We start from the raw sequence: 16,850 nt of genomic DNA on the forward strand, positions 1-16,850 counted from the left end.
ACAGCGTTCTGTCATCCCCTGTGTCGCGATGAAAATTGCAGAATTGGGCAAGGTGGTCACAGGGAAGCTCACAGGATATTTATTTAATTCTTTGATTTATAAGTGTTTATTAAAATAACCTGCGCATATTGCACTTTCGCGGCGAAGTAAATGTGGAGATTTTGTGGAGATTGACCTGGGTCAGGTGTAATCGAAATAATAATCGTTATCATATCGGCCTGACATACTCGTACACATTTATCAGGGATTAGTAGCATGATTCATACAAAGTCTTTCAAAATGCGTCCTTGCGCATGGCTGCTGCTGCTTGGCGTTCACGGCGCGGCGCTGGCCGATGGCGGGGTACCAGAAGACGGCGTGATGACGGTGCGGGCGACGGCGGAAGAAGAACTTAAACAGCAGCCCGGCGTCTCGATTATCACTGCTAAAGACATTGAAAAAAGCCCGCCGGTTAACGATCTCTCCGACATCATCCGCAAAATGCCCGGCGTCAACCTTACCGGCAACAGCGCTTCCGGTAGCCGCGGCAACAACCGTCAGATTGATATTCGCGGCATGGGGCCGGAAAACACCCTGATCTTAATTGACGGCGTGCCGACCACCTCGCGCAACGCGGTGCGCTACAGCTGGCGCGGCGAACGCGATACGCGCGGCGATAGCAACTGGGTGCCGCCGGAGATGGTTGACCGCATCGAAGTGCTGCGCGGCCCGGCGGCGGCGCGCTACGGCTCCGGCGCAGCGGGCGGGGTGATCAATATCATTACCAAACGGCCGACCAACGACTGGCACGGTAGCCTGTCGCTGTTCACCAACCAGCCGGAAGATGATAAAGAGGGGGCCACCAAACGTGCCAACTTTAGCCTTAGCGGGCCGCTGGCAGGCGACGCGCTTACCATGCGCCTCTACGGCAATATCAATAAAACCGATGCCGACGCCTGGGATATCAACAACGCGCAGAATGGCTCATATGCCGCCGGCCGCGAAGGGGTGCGTAATAAAGATATTAACGGCGTGGTCTCCTGGAAGCTGACGCCGACGCAGATCGTCGATTTCAGCTACGGCTACAGCCGCCAGGGCAATATCTACGCGGGCGACACCCAGTACAGTAACAGTAACGTCAGCCCTGGCGACCGCATCGCCAGCCTCTACGGTCATGAAACCAACCGTATGTACCGCCAGTCTTACGGCATCACCCATAACGGCATTTGGGAGTGGGGCCAGTCGAAACTGGGCTTCTGGTATGAGAAGACCAACAACACCCGGCTGGGCGAAGGGGCGGGCGGTAAAGTTGAAGGGATGATCAACAGCGACAAATACCTGACCAGCCGCCTGAAAAACTACCGCGCCACCGGTGAAATCGTCATGCCGCTCGATCTGCTGGTGGAGCAGAACGTCACGCTGGGCGCGGAGTGGAACCGCGAAGAGCTGAACGATCCCGCCTCGATGGCGATGGTGGACGCCGGTAATATCGATGTCGGCGGCGTTTCCGGTAATCCGGCCCAGCGCAGCAGCAAAAACAGCGCCGATTTAAGCGCCTTCTATATTGAGGACAATATCGAGCCGCTGCCGGGCACCGCGCTGATCCCCGGCCTGCGTCTGGATCACCACAGCAAGTTCGGCAATAACTGGAGCCCAAGCCTGAACCTCTCTCAGGAGCTGAGCGACAGTATCAAGCTGAAGGCGGGCATCGCGCGCGTGTTTAAAGCGCCGAACCTCTATCAGTCCAGCGAAGGCTATCTGCTCTCTACCCGAGGCAACGGCTGTCCGTTAGGTATTTCTGAGAAATGCTACCTGATGGGCAGCGATAATCTTGATCCGGAAGTGAGCATTAACAAAGAGATCGGCCTGCAGTTCAGCCATCAGGGCTATGATGCCGGCATCACCTGGTTCCGCAACGATTACAAAAATAAAATCGTTTCCGGCACCGATCTGGTGGGCGAAACCGCTGACGGGTATCACGTACTGCGCTGGGAAAACGGCGGCAAGGCGGTGGTGGAAGGGCTGGAGGGCAATCTGCTGATCCCGCTGGTGAAAGATACGCTCACCTGGCGCACCAACGTAACCTGGATGATCACCTCAGAAGATAAGGATACCGGCAATCCGCTGTCGATTATCCCGAAATATACCATCAACAACATGCTGGATTATCAGGTGACCGACAAGCTTTCCGCCACCGTCAACTGGACGCTGTATGGCCGCCAGAAGCCACGCCACTATGCGGAAATCAACAAAGAGAACAAAGAAGGCATGTCAGATAAAGAGGTCGGCGCCTATTCCGTGGTCGGGCTGAACCTCAACTACGATCTGATGAAAGATCTGCGCCTGAACGCCGGCGTCAGCAACCTGCTTGATAAGCGCGTCTACCGTGAAAACGACGGCGCCTCAACCTACAACGAGCCGGGTCGCGCTTATTACGCCGGCGTCACCCTGTCATTCTGATAACGCGCAATAAGATAAAAAAGGCCTGCGTCATGCGGGCCTTTTTAGTTGTTACCCTGACAGCAGCGCGGCTGAATTAAATCAAATAATTTAACGCAGTTATTATTTCGCCACTGGCGCAAAGGCGCAGGCTATGCGTCTGGCTAACGTTAATGGCGCTTACCGTACAGAAAAAATAACGCCGACCCGCTTAAAAAGGCGCAAATTTGCATTAAGGAAGCGTTTATTTTTTCCGGTAAAGCAAATTAATAACGCTTTCTCGTTTTTTCATCGTCGCATGAAACTTTAATTGTTTAGCTGTTATTCTGTGCCGCAATCATTCTAAGATTAATCTTATTCAAATAATTGACTCATGATGATGGCACAGACAGGGAAGTATCTGCTGCTGGCGGCGCTGCTGCTGGGGTATCAGGCAGAGGCCGCGCCGCTTTCGCCGGCGGATCGCAATCAGGTTCAGCTTGAGCAGCAGCAGCGGCTGGAACAGAACCAGCAGCAGCGTGACGAGCTGCAGCGCAGCGTCGATACGCGGCTTCCCGCCAGCCCAACGCCCGCCGGCGAGCAGGGCGGTTGCGTCACCGTCACGCACATCACCATTGACCAGGCCACGCTGCTGAGCGAACGCGATAAACAGCGTCTTTCAGCGCCTTATTCTGGCCGCTGTCTCGGCATTGCGCAAATTAATCAGATAACGCGCGATATTTCCCAGTGGTATATCAGCCGCGGCTACATTACCAGCCGGGCGTTTATTACCGAACAGAGCCTTGCCGATGGCCAGCTGCATATTATCGTGCTGGAAGGGAAACTGCAGGCGATACATCTGCAGGGCGCATCGGCGCGTCAGCTGCGTATGGCGTTTCCCGGCCTGATCGGGCGCGTGCTGAACCTGCGCGATATTGAACAGGGCATGGAGCAAATCAATCGGCTGCGCGCCCGTCCGGTGCAGATTGAGATCCAGCCCGGCGATAATCCCGGCTACTCCATTGTCAATTTAACCGCCACGCCGGAATTTCCGCTGACCACTGCGCTGGGCTTTGATAATAGCGGGCAGAAAAGCACCGGTGTCGGGCAGCTTAACGGCTCCCTGACCGCCAACAACCTGCTGGGCCTGGCGGACAAATGGTTTATCGGCGGCGGCCGCAGCAGTGCCTTTTCCCACGCGCGCGATGCGCAAAATTTCCAGGCGGGCGTCAGCGTACCCTATGGCTACGGCCTGCTGGATTACAGCTACAGCTGGAGCGACTATCGCAGCACCATCGATAACAACGGCTTCAACTGGCTTTCGCACGGCGACAGCCAGTCCCATCGTCTGAACGCTTCCTGGGTGCTGTTTCGCAACGGCGATATCAAAACCGGCGTAATGGCGGGCCTTAGCCAGCACACCAGCCATAACTGGCTTAACGATACCTTACTGCGCAGCAGCAGCCGTCGCCTTACCAGCGTTCAGTTTGGCATTAACCACACGCAAAAAATGGCGGGCGGCGTCGCCACGCTGAACCCGGTTTTCAGCCGCGGCATGCCGTGGTTCGACGCCGAACATGACGCCGGCAAACGTGGCGATCTGCCGAAGGCGGAATTCCGTAAATGGAGCCTGAGCGCCAGTTTCCAGCGGCCGCTTACCCAGGATCTCTGGTGGCTGACCAGCGCCTATGGCCAGTGGTCGCCCGACCGGCTCTACGGCAGCGAGCGCCTGACGTTGGGCGGCGACGGATCGGTACGCGGTTTTAAAGAGCAGTATCTTTCCGGCGACAACGGCGGCTACTGGCGCAACGAACTCAACTACACCCTGACCACGCTGCCGCTTATCGGCCAGATCGACGCTACGCTGGCGCTGGACGGCGGCTGGCTGCAGAAAGACGCGCAGGACCCGTGGGCCGCCGGCACGCTGTGGGGCGGCGCTGTCGGGCTGGGCAGCCGCGGTCGCTATGTTTCCACCGCCTTTACCCTTGGCATGCCGGTCAGCTACCCCGACTGGCTGGGGCCGGATCGGCTCACCATCAACTACCGGATAGCAATCGTATTTTAAGAGGCAGCGATTATGGACAATCAACAACAACCTGTTCGTCTTTCCCAACGACTGCTGAGCTATCTGGTCTGCGCCCTGGTCGCCTGGCAGCCATTGCTGCCCGCGCTGGCGGCGCAAATCACGCCGGTGAGCAAGGGCACCCAGCTGGATAAAGCCGCTAACGGCGTTCCGGTGATCAATATCGCCACGCCCAACCAGGCGGGGCTTTCTCATAACCAGTATCAGAACTATAACGTCGGCAAAGAGGGGCTGATCCTCAATAACGCCACCGGACAGCTTAATCAGACGCAGCTGGGCGGGCTTATCCAGAACAACCCCAACCTGAAAGCGGGCCGCGAGGCGAAGGCGATCATCAACGAGGTCACCGGCGCCAACCGCACGCAGCTGCAGGGCTATACCGAAGTGGCGGGCAAGGCAGCCAATGTCATGGTGGCCAACCCCTACGGCATCACCTGTAACGGCTGCGGCTTTATCAATACCCCCAATGCCACGTTAACCACCGGCAAACCGACGCTGGATGCGCAGGGCAACCTGCAGGCGCTGACGGTCAGCAAAGGCACCATCACGATTGAAGGGCAGGGGCTGGACGCCAGCCAGAGCGACGCGCTGTCGATTATTTCGCGCGCCACTGAAATCAACGCCGCAGTGCATGCCAAAGATTTGCAGGTGATCGCCGGAGCGAACCGCGTCGATAAAAATGGCGCGGCGACGCCTGTTGCGGGCGAAGGTGCCGCGCCGGGCGTGGCGGTTGACACCGGCGCGCTGGGCGGCATGTACGCTAACCGTATCCATCTGGTTTCCAGTGAAAAAGGGGTGGGCGTCAACCTCGGCAACCTTAACGCGCGTCAGGGCGATATGGTGCTGGACGCCAACGGCAAGCTGACGCTGAAAAACAGCCTGACCAGCGGCGCGCTCTCGGCGCAGGGCGAAAGCCTTGTCCTGAATGGCGATCACAAAGCGGGCGGGGCGGTCACGCTGAAAGGCAAACAGGATGTCACGCTGAACGCCGGCGCGCTGGTCAGCGATGACGCCATCGCCGTGCAGGGCAACGGCCAGCTGACGCTGAACGGCAGCAAGCTGACCGCAGGCAAAAGTATTCAGCTCAGCGGCGCGCAGATCGGCGCGGACAAAGCCAGCCGCGCCGACGCCGGTGGCGATATCGCGCTGACGGCGCAGCGCCGGCTCGACAACGCCGGCCAACTGACGGCGGGCGGCAACCTTAGCCTCAGCGCCGCGCAGGTAAAGAACAGCGGCGCGCTGCTGGCAAAAGGCGATCAAACCGTTAACGCCGCCGCGCTGGATAACCGTGGACAGATACAGGGCAGCCGCACGCTAAACGTTACCGCCGATACGCTGACCAACAGCGGCACAATGGCGGGCGCGAGCCTGGCCGCCACCAGCGACACCCTGACCAACAGCGGCACGCTGACGGGCGACAGCCTGACGTTAACAGGCGACACGCTGAGCAACAGCGGCGAGCTGAACGGTAGCAGCATCACGGCGGCCGCAACCGCTTTCACCAACAGCGGCAAACTGATCGGCGGTGCGCTGAGCGATATCCGCGCCGACCGGCTGACCAACAGCGGCACGCTGAGCGCCAAAGGCGCAGCGCGGCTGAACGTCGTCGGGCCGCTGGATAACCGGGGCGACATCAGCGGCGGTGAGACGCTGGATCTCGCCAGCGGCGATCTGCTCAACAGCGGTTCGCTGCTCGCTCCGCAGCTGTCGCTGAACAGCGGACAGTTGACCAACAGCGGCCTGCTGCAGGGCAGCCGGGCGCTGAAGCTGCACGCCGATACGCTGACCAACAGCGGCACGGCGCAGGGCGATAGCCTGACCGCCGACGCCGCCGATTTCGCCAACAGCGGCGAGCTGTTCGGCGGCGCGCTGAGCGATATCCGCGCCGACCGGTTGAGCAACAGCGGCACCCTGAGCGCCAAAGGCGCGGCGCGCATGAATGTCGCCGGGCGGCTGGAGAACGGCGGTGCGATAAGCGGCGGCGATACGCTAAGCCTCGCCAGCCACGATCTGTTTAACAGCGGATCGCTGACCGCGCCGCAGCTGTCGCTAAACAGCCCGCAGCTGACTAACAGCGGCCTGATTCAGGGCAGCCGCGCGCTGAGCCTGAACGCCGACCAACTGGATAACCTGAGCGGCGGCGCTATCGCCTCCGCCGGCGATGTTACTCTCGACCTGCCACAGCTGAACAACCGCGGCCTGATTAAAAGCGACGCGGCGCTGCACCTGAGCGGCGACCGGCTGACCAACAGCGGCGAAATCAACGCCGCCGATCTCGACGCCCGTCAGACTCAGCTGGAGAACCAGCAGGGCGGACGCCTGCTGGCGCAGCACGGCATGCAGCTTCAGCATCAGCAGCTTATCAACGATGGCGAAGTAGCGGCCGATACGCTGAGCGCGCGCGCCGACGCGCTGCGCAACGGCGGCACGCTGCAGGGCAACCAGGATCTGACCCTTTCCGGCGACCGGCTGGAGAACCGCGGCGCGCTGCTGAGCGGCGGCCAGCTGCTGCTGCTGCACAACGCCATTAATAACCAGGGCAGCCTGCAGGGCGAGCGACTGTCGCTGAAGACGGGCGACTGGCAAAACAGCGGCAGCGCGCTGAGCAACGGCGCAGCCGATCTGCAGGCGGCAACCCTAAGCAACAGTGGCAAAATCGTCGGCCAGCAGGGCATTGACCTGCACGCCGGCCAGATAGATAACAGCGGCTGGCTGGTGGCGCAGGCGCTCACCTTACAGGGCGATCTGATTAACAGCGGCCTGATTCAGGGCAGCGACCGGCTGAGCGCCAGCGGCGATCGGCTTGCCAACCGCCAGGGCGGCCAGATGCTGAGCGCGGGCGCGCTGGGCCTGAACGCCGCAACGCAAATCGATAACCAGGGCGCGCTGCAGGGCGACACGCTACAGCTGAACGCACAACGTCTGCAGAATGACGGCAGCGCACACGGCGCTTCCGGCGCGGAGGCGCAGATTGGCGACGCGCTGATTAACCACGGTAGCCTGACCAGCGAGAAATCACTGGCGCTGCAGGCGGCGACGATGCTCAACCAGGGTACGCTGGCGGCGGATCGCCTCAGCCTGACCGCGCCGCAGCTGACCAACGGCGGCCTGATTCAGGGCAACAGCGCGCTGACGCTGGCTAACGCGCAGATTGCCAATCAGCGCAGCGGCAACATCCTGAGCGGCGGCCCACTGACGCTGACGCCGGACCAGCTCGACAACGACGGCCTGCTGCAGATAAATGGCGCGCTGGATCTCACCGCGCGTCAGCTGAACAACGGCGGCAAAATCACCGCCGACAGCATGACCTTGCATATGGGCGACCGGCTGAACAACAGCGGCGAGCTGCTGGCGCAGCAGCAGGCAACGCTCAACGCGCAGACGCTGGACAACAGCGGAGCGATCGCCGCGCGCGATCTGACCTTAACCGCTGATACCCTACACAACCAGGGCGCGGCGCAGGGCGACGATCGCCTTGAGGCTACCGCGCAGCAGCTGGATAACCAACGCGGCGGCACGCTGCTGAGCGGCGGCCAGCTGGATCTGCATGGCGAACGGTTAACGAACGACGGCGCGCTGCAGGGCGACCGACTGGCGTTCGACGCCGGCACGCTGATCAACCAGGGCGCGATGACCGGCCTTGCCGGGCTGACCGGTACGGTGCGCGACCAGCTAAACAACGGCGGCAGCCTGCAGAGCCGGGGCGACGCCAGCCTCAGTGCCGGCACTCTGCTTAACGGCGGTAAGATTATCGCCGACGGCCTGACGCTGCGCGGCAGCCAGCTCAGCAATAATGGGCTGTGGCAGGGCAGCTCGCTGCTGGATGCCCAGGGCGACAGTCTGACCACCGCCGCCGGCAGCCGTACGCTGAGCGGCGGCCTGTTGACGCTCAGCGCCGACAGCCTTAACAGTGACGGCACCTTACAGGGCGGCCAGACGCAGATTGACGCCGACCGCTGGCAGCATCAGGGCTCGCTGCTCGCCAGCGGCGGGCTAACCGCCAGCGTGGCGGGTGAGCTGACCAACCACGGCGACCTACTCAGCCAGGGGGCGGCACAGCTTAGCGCGCAGACGCTCACCAACGGCGGCAGCCTGCTCAGCGACGGCGATATGACGCTGCGCGGCGGCGCGCTGAATAACAGCGGTGCGGTGCAGGGCAGCAGCCTGACCATCGCTCCCGCGCAGGTGACTAACAAGGGCAGCCTGATTGGGCTGCATGCCCTGACGCTGACGGCGCAGCCGACGGCGATGGGACGCATGATGCTGATGGCGCTCGCCGCGCCGGCGCGCACGCTGACCAACGACGGCGCCATGCTGACGCAGGGCGTGCTGACGGTGAACGGCGATACCGTCACCAACAACGGCAGCTGGCAGGGGCAGCAAATCCTGCTGAACGCGCAACGGCTGAGCAACAACGGCGCGATCCAGAGCGCCGACGGGCTGCAGCTGACGCTTGCCGACCGGCTGGATTCCGCTGCGGGCAGCAAAATCAGCGCCAACGGCGCGGCGGCGCTGCAGGCGCGCACGTTGACTAACCAGGGGCAGTGGATTGCGAAAAACCTGACGCTGCGCGGCGACACGCTGAACAACGGCGGCGACGTCAGCGGCGTCGACGGCCTGACGGTTAATCTTAACGGCGCGCTGACGCAGGCGCAGGATAAAACCCTGCTGACGGCGGGCAAGCTCTCTCTGCAGGCGGCGTCGCTGAATAACGCCGGACGCATTCAGGGCGGCGAGCTGGAAGTGACCAGCGGCGCGCTGGATAACAGCGGCCGACTGCAGGGCGATCGTAACCTGCTGCTGACGCTGAACGGGCGCTTAACCAATGCGGCTAACGGCACGCTGGTCAGCCAGAACGCGCTGACGCTCACCACGCCAGAGTTGTACAACTACGGGCTGATTCAGGGCGGCGGGACCACCGGCATCAACGCGACCGGGCTGGCGAACAATACGGGCAGGCTGCTTTCCGGCGGCGCGCTGACGCTGAACACGCCGCAGCTGACCAACGGCGGCTGGCTGCAGGCGACGCAGCTGACGGTTAACGCGGCCAACGCCGCCAATACCGGCACGCTGCTGGCGCAGCAGCAGGGCACGCTGACCGGCAACAGCCTGGTCAACCAGGGCAGCGCGCAGGGCAATAACCTGACCGTCAACTATCAGCAGCTCAACAATGGCGGTACGCTGCTGGGCAACAGCCAGCTGAACGTCACTGCCGCGCAGGTCAGCCAGCAGGCGGCGGGCAGGCTGTTCAGCGGCGGCAATCTGGTGCTGAACAGCAACGGTTTCGATCAATTCGGCCAGGTGGTGGCGCTGGGCGACGCGACGCTGAGATTGATCAACGGCTTTACCAATAATGGCACGATGGCCGCCGGCAACCGGCTGAGCGTCGGCAGCAACGGCGATCTGCAAAACCAGGGCACCCTGCAGGGGCAGGGCCTGACACTTGACGCGGGTGGCGCGCTGGTCAACAACGGCCAGCTGACCAGCGGCAATGGCGACAGCGCGCTGAGCGGCGGCCGCATCGCAATGAACGGCAGCGGCACGCTGCAGGGCGGCGGCAATATCAGCCTGAACAGCCGCAGCGACATCGCCCTCGATGGCTTTACCGGCACCCTCGGCAATCTGACGCTCAGCGCGCCGGGCAGTATCGTTAACACTGCGCTGCTCTACGCGGCGAACAACCTTTACCTTTACGCCAACAGCATTAAAAACCAGCAGGGCGATGTGCTGGCCGGCAACAGCCTGTGGATGCAGCGCGACGCGGCGGGTAACGCCAACGCCGAGGTGGTGAATACCTCCGGCACCATCGAGACGCAGAACGGCGATATCACGGTGAAAACCGGGCATCTGTTGAATGAACGGGCGGGTTTTAGCGTTGATGAGCAGCCGACCGCATCTGATAAGCCTGCCTGGGCTACGGGCGCCACTACGGTCGCTATTCCGGTTTCGTGGCTACCGAGCGGTAGCTACGGCATCTATTATACCGAGGGGCAGCGTTACCACGGACATGGCGACGACTGGTATGAACAGGTTGCGCACTATGCCCCTTATGCTAAAGCCGACGTGCAGAAAGTGCCGGTCAGCGTCAAACGGGTGACGGTCAACCCCGGTGGTAATCAGGCGCGAATTTCCTCAGGGCGCGATCTGAACGGTCAGACCAATAATCTGGATAACTTCGCTTCGACGATCCTGGCAGGGCGCAATATCGCGCTGTCGGGCGACAACCTGAACAATAAAACCTGGACGGAAGGCACCACCACCGAGTATTACACCTACCGTTACGCTCCTGGCGTAAAAAATCCGCCCAGGCCCACGGTTAGCGGCAACAGCGGCGCCCCTAAGTCAAGCAGCATTACCTATACGCTTGACGGCGCGCCGACTTATGAAACCGTCGGCAGCGGCAATATTTATCGCGGCGTTATTCAGGCCGGTGGCGATATTAGCGCTAACTTCACCAACAATATCAGCAACGGCGACACCAATGCTTATCTGCCTGGCGTAACCTCAAGCCTGCCCGCGCCGGCGCTGAGTCGATTGAACACGCTTTCCCCACTTCAGGCGCAGGCGACGCAGGCGCTGACGCCGGTAGCGAACGTCAGCGTTGGCTCCCCGCAGTGGCGCGATCGGCTGCAGAATGCGCTGCAGCAGATCAACGGCGGCGGCGGGCTGGATAACGGCGCTGCCGCAGGCACCGCGCTCGGTCAGTATGCCAACGGCCATAAAGGGAAGCTGACATTAGCGCAGGCCGCGCAGCTTGCCCCGGTAGAATCTGACAGTGAAAAACTGCACAGCTGGCAGGGCACTCACGTAGACACCAGCGCCTATCCGCTGCCGAGCGGCGACAACGGCTATTTTGTGCCCTCCAGCGATCCGGGCAGTCGTTATCTGATCACCATCAACCCGAAACTTAACGGGCTGGGCCAGCTGGATCAGAGCCTGTATGGCGATCTTTATCAGCTGCTGGGCAAACAGCCGGTAACCGCCGCGCCGCAGGAGACGCGCACCCAGTTTACCGATGAGAAAGCGTTTTTAGGCTCTTCTTACCTGCTCGACAGGCTGAATGTACATCCCGATTACGACTACCGTTTCCTCGGCGATGCGGCGTTTGATACCCGCTACGTCAGCAACACGGTGATCAATCAGACCGGCAGCCGCTATCTCAACGGCATCGGCTCCGATCTTGAGCAGATGCGCTATCTGATGGATAACGCCGCCGCCGCGCAGCAGTCGCTGGGGCTGCAGTTTGGCGTCTCGCTCACCGCCGATCAGGTGGCGGGCCTTGACCACAGCATTATCTGGTGGGAAGCGGCCAACGTTAACGGCGAAACGGTGATGGTGCCGAAAGTCTATCTGTCGCCGAAAGACGTCACGATGAACAACGGCAGCGTCATCGCCGGGAATAACGTGAAACTCGAAGCGGGCAGCATCACCAACAGCGGCAGTACGCTGACGGCGCAGAACAACCTTACGCTCGATAGCCAGAACAGCCTCAGCAACCTCAATCAGGGACTGATCAATGCGGGCGGCGATCTGCAGCTCAGCGCGCTGAACGACATCAACAACGTCAGCTCCACCATCAGTGGCAAAAAAGTGGCGCTGGAGAGCCTTGATGGCAGCATCAATAATCTCACCGCCTCGAAACAGACCGATATTGATACCGGTAACCGCTGGGCGCGCATTGGCTTTACCCAGACGACGCTGGGCACCACGGCCGCGATTAAATCGCTTGATGCCCTGAGCCTGACGGCGGGCAACGATATTACCGTGAAAGGCGCGGATGTCACCGCTGGCGGCGGCCTGCTGCTGAACGCGGGCAATAATATCAACGTGGCCGCCAACGACATCAACCAGGCGGAAAGTCGGTCGGGCAGTCTGGTTAAAAACGGCAGCACCTCCAGCATCAGCCATCAGGGCAGCACGCTTTCAGCGGGCGGCGCGCTGGTGGTACAGGCGGGTCACGATCTGACATTGACCGCCAGCACGGCGAAAGCGGGCGGCAGCGCGGCGCTTCTGGCGGGCAACGATCTGAACCTCAACGCCGCAGACACGCAGCAGAACAGCCGCAGCGGCAAAGCTGAAACTCACACCTCCGGCGTGGATCGCACCACCCTCTCCAGCGGCGGCGATTTGACGCTGGCGGCGGGACGCGATCTCAACAGCCAGGCGGCAGCGCTGGCGGCGGAAGGTGATGTCGGCCTGCAGGCGGGACGCGATATCAATCTACAGGCGGAAGAGACACGCACCGGCGACAGCTACAAGGCAGGCAAAAAGCAGGAGATTAACGAGCATGTGCGCCAGCAGGGCACCGAAATTGCCAGCGGCGGCAACACCACGCTGCAGGCCGGACGCGACCTGAACAGCGCTGCGACCCAGGTCACCGCGCAGCAGGATATCGCGGTCACCGCCGGTAACAACGTGAACCTGAACACCGCTACCGAAAGCGACTATCACTACAAAGAGGAAACCAAAACCAAAAAAGGTTTCCTGAAGAAGAAAACCACGCACACCATTGAGGAAGACAGCGCCACGCGTGAAGCGGGCACGCTGCTGAGCGGCAACAACGTGGCGGTGACGGCGGGCAACGACCTGCTGGTGAAAGGATCGCAGGTGGTGGGCGACGGCGACGTCGCGCTGAAAGCCGGGCACGATATGGATATCGTCGCCGCAACCAACAGCGATTCCAGCTGGCGCTTTAAAGAGACGAAAAAGAGCGGCCTGATGGGCAGCGGCGGCATCGGCTTCACCATCGGCAGCAGCAAATCGGTTCACGACCTGCGCGAAAAGGGCACCACGCAAAGCCAGAGCATCAGCACCGTTGGCAGCACCGGCGGCAACGTCAGCCTGGCGTCGGGCGGCCTGACACATATCGGCGGCGCCGATCTGGTGGCGGATCAAAACCTCTCCGTTAGCGGCGATGCGGTGGTGATCGAGCCGGGGCATGATAAGCGTACCCGCGATGAGATTTTCGAACAGAAAACCAGCGGCCTGACGCTGGCGCTCTCCGGCGCGGTAGGCGATGCGGTTAACAGCGCGGTGGCGACCGCGCAGACGGCGAAAAGCGAAAGCGACGGCCGACTGGTGGCGCTGCAGGCGACCAAGACCGCGCTCTCCGGCGCGCAGGCGGCGCTGACCGCGCAGCAGTCCGCAGTCAGCGGCGAGCCGGCGAACGTGGTGGGCGTCAGCATCTCGCTGAGTACCCAGAAATCGAAATCGCAGCAGCATCAGACTTCTGATACGGTTAACGGCTCCACGCTGAACGCCGGTAAAGATCTGACCATCACGGCCAATGGCAACGGCAACGGCGCGCACAGCGGCGATATTCTGATCGGCGGCAGCCAGATAAAAGCCGCTGGCGACAGCACGCTGAACGCCACGCGCGATATCCTGTTAACCGGCGCGGCCAGCACCCAGGAATCCAGCGGTAAAAACAGCAGCAGCGGCGGCGGGGTGGGTGTCAGCATCGGCGTGGGCAGCGGCGGCGCCAATATGAGCATCTTCGCCAACGTCAACGGCGCGAAAGGCAAGGATAACGGCGAGGGCACGCACTGGAACGAAACCACGCTCGACAGCGGCGGCAACGTTACCCTGAACAGCGGACGCGATCTCACGCTGACCGGCGCACAGGTGAGCGGCAATAAAGTCACGGCCGATGTCGGTCGCGATCTGACCATCAGCAGCCAGCAGGACAATGATCGCTACGACTCGAAGCAGACCAGCTTTGGGGCGGGCGGTAGCTATGGCATCGGCACCATGCCGGTATCGGGTTACGTCAGCATCAGCCAGGATAAAATGCGCAGCCGCTATGACAGCGTGCAGGAGCAGAGCGGCATCTTCGCCGGTAAAGAGGGCTTTGACATCACCACCGGCAACCATACGCAGCTCAATGGCGCGGTGATCGCCTCCACGGCGGAGGCCGGTAAAAACCATCTTGATACCGGCACACTGGGCTTCAGCGATATCGACAACGCGGCGGATTACAAGGTCAGCCACAGCGGCATCAGCGCCGGACTCTCCAGCGGCGGTCCGCTGGGCGGGCAGTTGCTCTCTAACGCGCTTTCTAACACCGCCGGTATGCTGTTGGCGGGGCTGGGCGGCAGCGGCCATGCGGAAGGCACCACGCAGTCGGCGGTGGCCGACGGCACCATCACCATCCGTAATCAGGAACAGCAGCAGCAGAACCTGGCGGACCTGAGCCGCGATACTGAACACGCCAACGGCAGCATCAGCCCGATCTTCGACAAAGAGAAAGAGCAGAAGCGGCTACAGATGGCGCAGATGGCGGGTGAAATCGCCGGTCAGATGAGCAATATCGTCCAGACTTATGGCGATATTCAGGGGCTGGAAGCGGCGAAGGGCGCAGGCGTCAAGGGCTCAGCGACAGAGCTTCGCGACAGCGACGCCTATAAAGCGGCGCAGCGCGATTTCGGCACCGGCGGCAAGTGGCAGATGGTAACGCAGTCGGTAAGCGGCATCCTGACCGGGCTGGCGGGCGGCAACGCGGCGCAGGCGGCGGCTGGCGGCCTCAATCCGTGGGCGGCACAGCTCATCAAAAAAGAGACCACTGACGCGAACGGCAACGTGAACGTGGCGGCCAACGCCATGGCGCACGCGGTGTGGGGCGCGGTAGCAGCGCAGATGGCGGGCGGCAACGCGGCGGCGGGCGCGGCGGGCGCCTTCAGCGGCGAGCTGGCGGCGCGCTATATTGCGCAGTATCGCTTCGGCGCGGACACTAAGGAAAAGATTGCCGCGCTGAGCGAGCAGCAGCGTCAGGAAGTCAGCATGATGAGTACGCTGGCGGCGGGTCTGGCGGGCGGACTGGCGGGCAACAGCACGGTAGCGGCGACCGCCGGCGCGCAGGCCGGGAAGAACGCCGTTGAGAATAACTCGCTGAGCGGTGAAGACGCTCAGGAAAAAAACAGCATTGAACTGGCGCTGTCAAAAACTGGCCTTGCCCTTCACCCAAGAACGCCTGAAGAAGTGGCTGAACTGGAGGCGAGACACGAACAGCTGATCCGACTTGATGCTGAAATTGATAAGTATGCTCAGGATGCATGCTCACAGGGGAAAACATCAGACGCCTGTCAGGATGCGAATGCCCTGATGCAGGGGCTGAAAGGGAGTTATAACGGTTATCTGGGCCAGCTGACCTACAAAGAGCTGAACAGAGAGGACTACGCTAAAGTCAGCCAGATAGTGGCGAATACCACCGCTAATAAATGGGATTTCGCAATAGAGGGTTACGCGAAATCAAAAAATGTCAGCTATCAGGAAGCGAAGGATAAGTTTGCCCTGGCTATCAATATCAATCAGGCAGCGGATGTTGCCGGGATATTGTATGGTCTGAAAGGACCAGAAGTTAATAAAGGTGCTATCAGCAGTGCAGCCGCAACGCTAAAAACGGTCCTTTCGAAGTATGACGAGTTTAAACAAAATATTGCGGCCAGTACAAAAGGCAACAACGATGCACTGGCGATGGCAGGGGTAGGGAATGTAAATCTCTCGACAGCAGGTAATAACCTTTCGTCGAATGCAAATCTGTCTACAGGAACAGGCGGAAGTGGTACGAAAAACCTACAACAGCTAGCAAAAGCTGAGATGGATAGTTTAGCTGCCATGTACAATAATAAAAATATTCACCCTAAAGACTTTACAGTTTCAGTTAATGGGAAAACACTAAGAACAGATCCTGAAGTCAGCATAGGCGCTCCTGTATTTAAAGATACAACAGATGCCGATGTTATGAGCTATTTTAAACAACTATCCGGTGTAGATACTATGCCTAAGGCTGTAGTTATACCCGGGAAAGGAACAATCTATTCAGTCAAAGTTACGGAGGGTCCAAATGCTGGAAACAATGTGACACTTAGAGATTTTTCTAATTCAACCTCACAAACTAATGCCAGGTGGACCATTGATGTTAAACATCCCGATATAAACAAGGGGAATCGAGTGGAGTTGAAATTTAAATGATGCAGGGTAAAATTTACAGTTCAATATTGGAAAGCGCCTTTGGCTTATCAATGGGCACAATGTGGCAGCACCTTTCTAATTATATGAAGAACATGAATGAACCCTATGAGGTAAGAAAAGAAACATTTTTTAAGGTGTTAGAGGAGTTAATGAGAGAGGGGCATGTAAAGCTGGCCAGTAACGATATCTTTTTTGAAGGAACGATAAGCGAGCAAATCCAAAGGTTTAAAGATAGCTGGCCGCCTTATCCTTCTGACGATGAAATGGACGATTTAGATGAGATAGGCATGTGGTTTTTAGCTAAAGCGCCCGGCGGCATTGTCTGGATAACGTCAGAAGGTCAGGAAATTTGGACGTGAAATTACAATGTGGCAATTAATTTTATGTTTATAAATACATC

General features: G+C 60.1%; 5 protein-coding genes. All 5 read left to right on the forward strand.

Annotated features, from left to right (window positions below):
- The first annotated feature begins 255 nt into the window (after positions 1–255).
- Entirely contained in the window at positions 256–2,439 is a 2,184-nt protein-coding gene (locus C2E15_RS05380) for a TonB-dependent siderophore receptor (protein WP_104956454.1), read from the forward strand.
- Between the two features lie 133 nt (positions 2,440–2,572).
- Complete coding sequence (locus C2E15_RS21595; protein ID WP_167391834.1) at positions 2,573–2,728, forward strand: hypothetical protein; 156 nt, start codon at positions 2,573–2,575, stop codon at positions 2,726–2,728.
- Between the two features lie 63 nt (positions 2,729–2,791).
- The gene (locus C2E15_RS05385; RefSeq protein WP_425438028.1) at positions 2,792–4,462 is read left to right on the forward strand and encodes a ShlB/FhaC/HecB family hemolysin secretion/activation protein; all 1,671 of its coding nucleotides are present in this window, start codon (positions 2,792–2,794) and stop codon (positions 4,460–4,462) included.
- 12 nt (positions 4,463–4,474) lie between these two features.
- On the forward strand, positions 4,475–16,450 hold the full coding sequence (locus C2E15_RS05390) for a hemagglutinin repeat-containing protein (protein WP_104956455.1): 11,976 nt from the start codon (positions 4,475–4,477) through the stop codon (positions 16,448–16,450).
- Positions 16,447–16,809, forward strand: a complete 363-nt coding sequence (locus C2E15_RS05395) for a DUF596 domain-containing protein (protein ID WP_104956456.1) — start codon at positions 16,447–16,449, stop codon at positions 16,807–16,809. Before C2E15_RS05390 ends, C2E15_RS05395 begins: the two co-directional genes overlap by 4 nt.
- Positions 16,810–16,850 lie beyond the last annotated feature (41 nt).

The sequence above is a fragment of the Mixta gaviniae genome (genome assembly GCF_002953195.1).
Lineage (GTDB): Bacteria > Pseudomonadota > Gammaproteobacteria > Enterobacterales > Enterobacteriaceae > Mixta > Mixta gaviniae.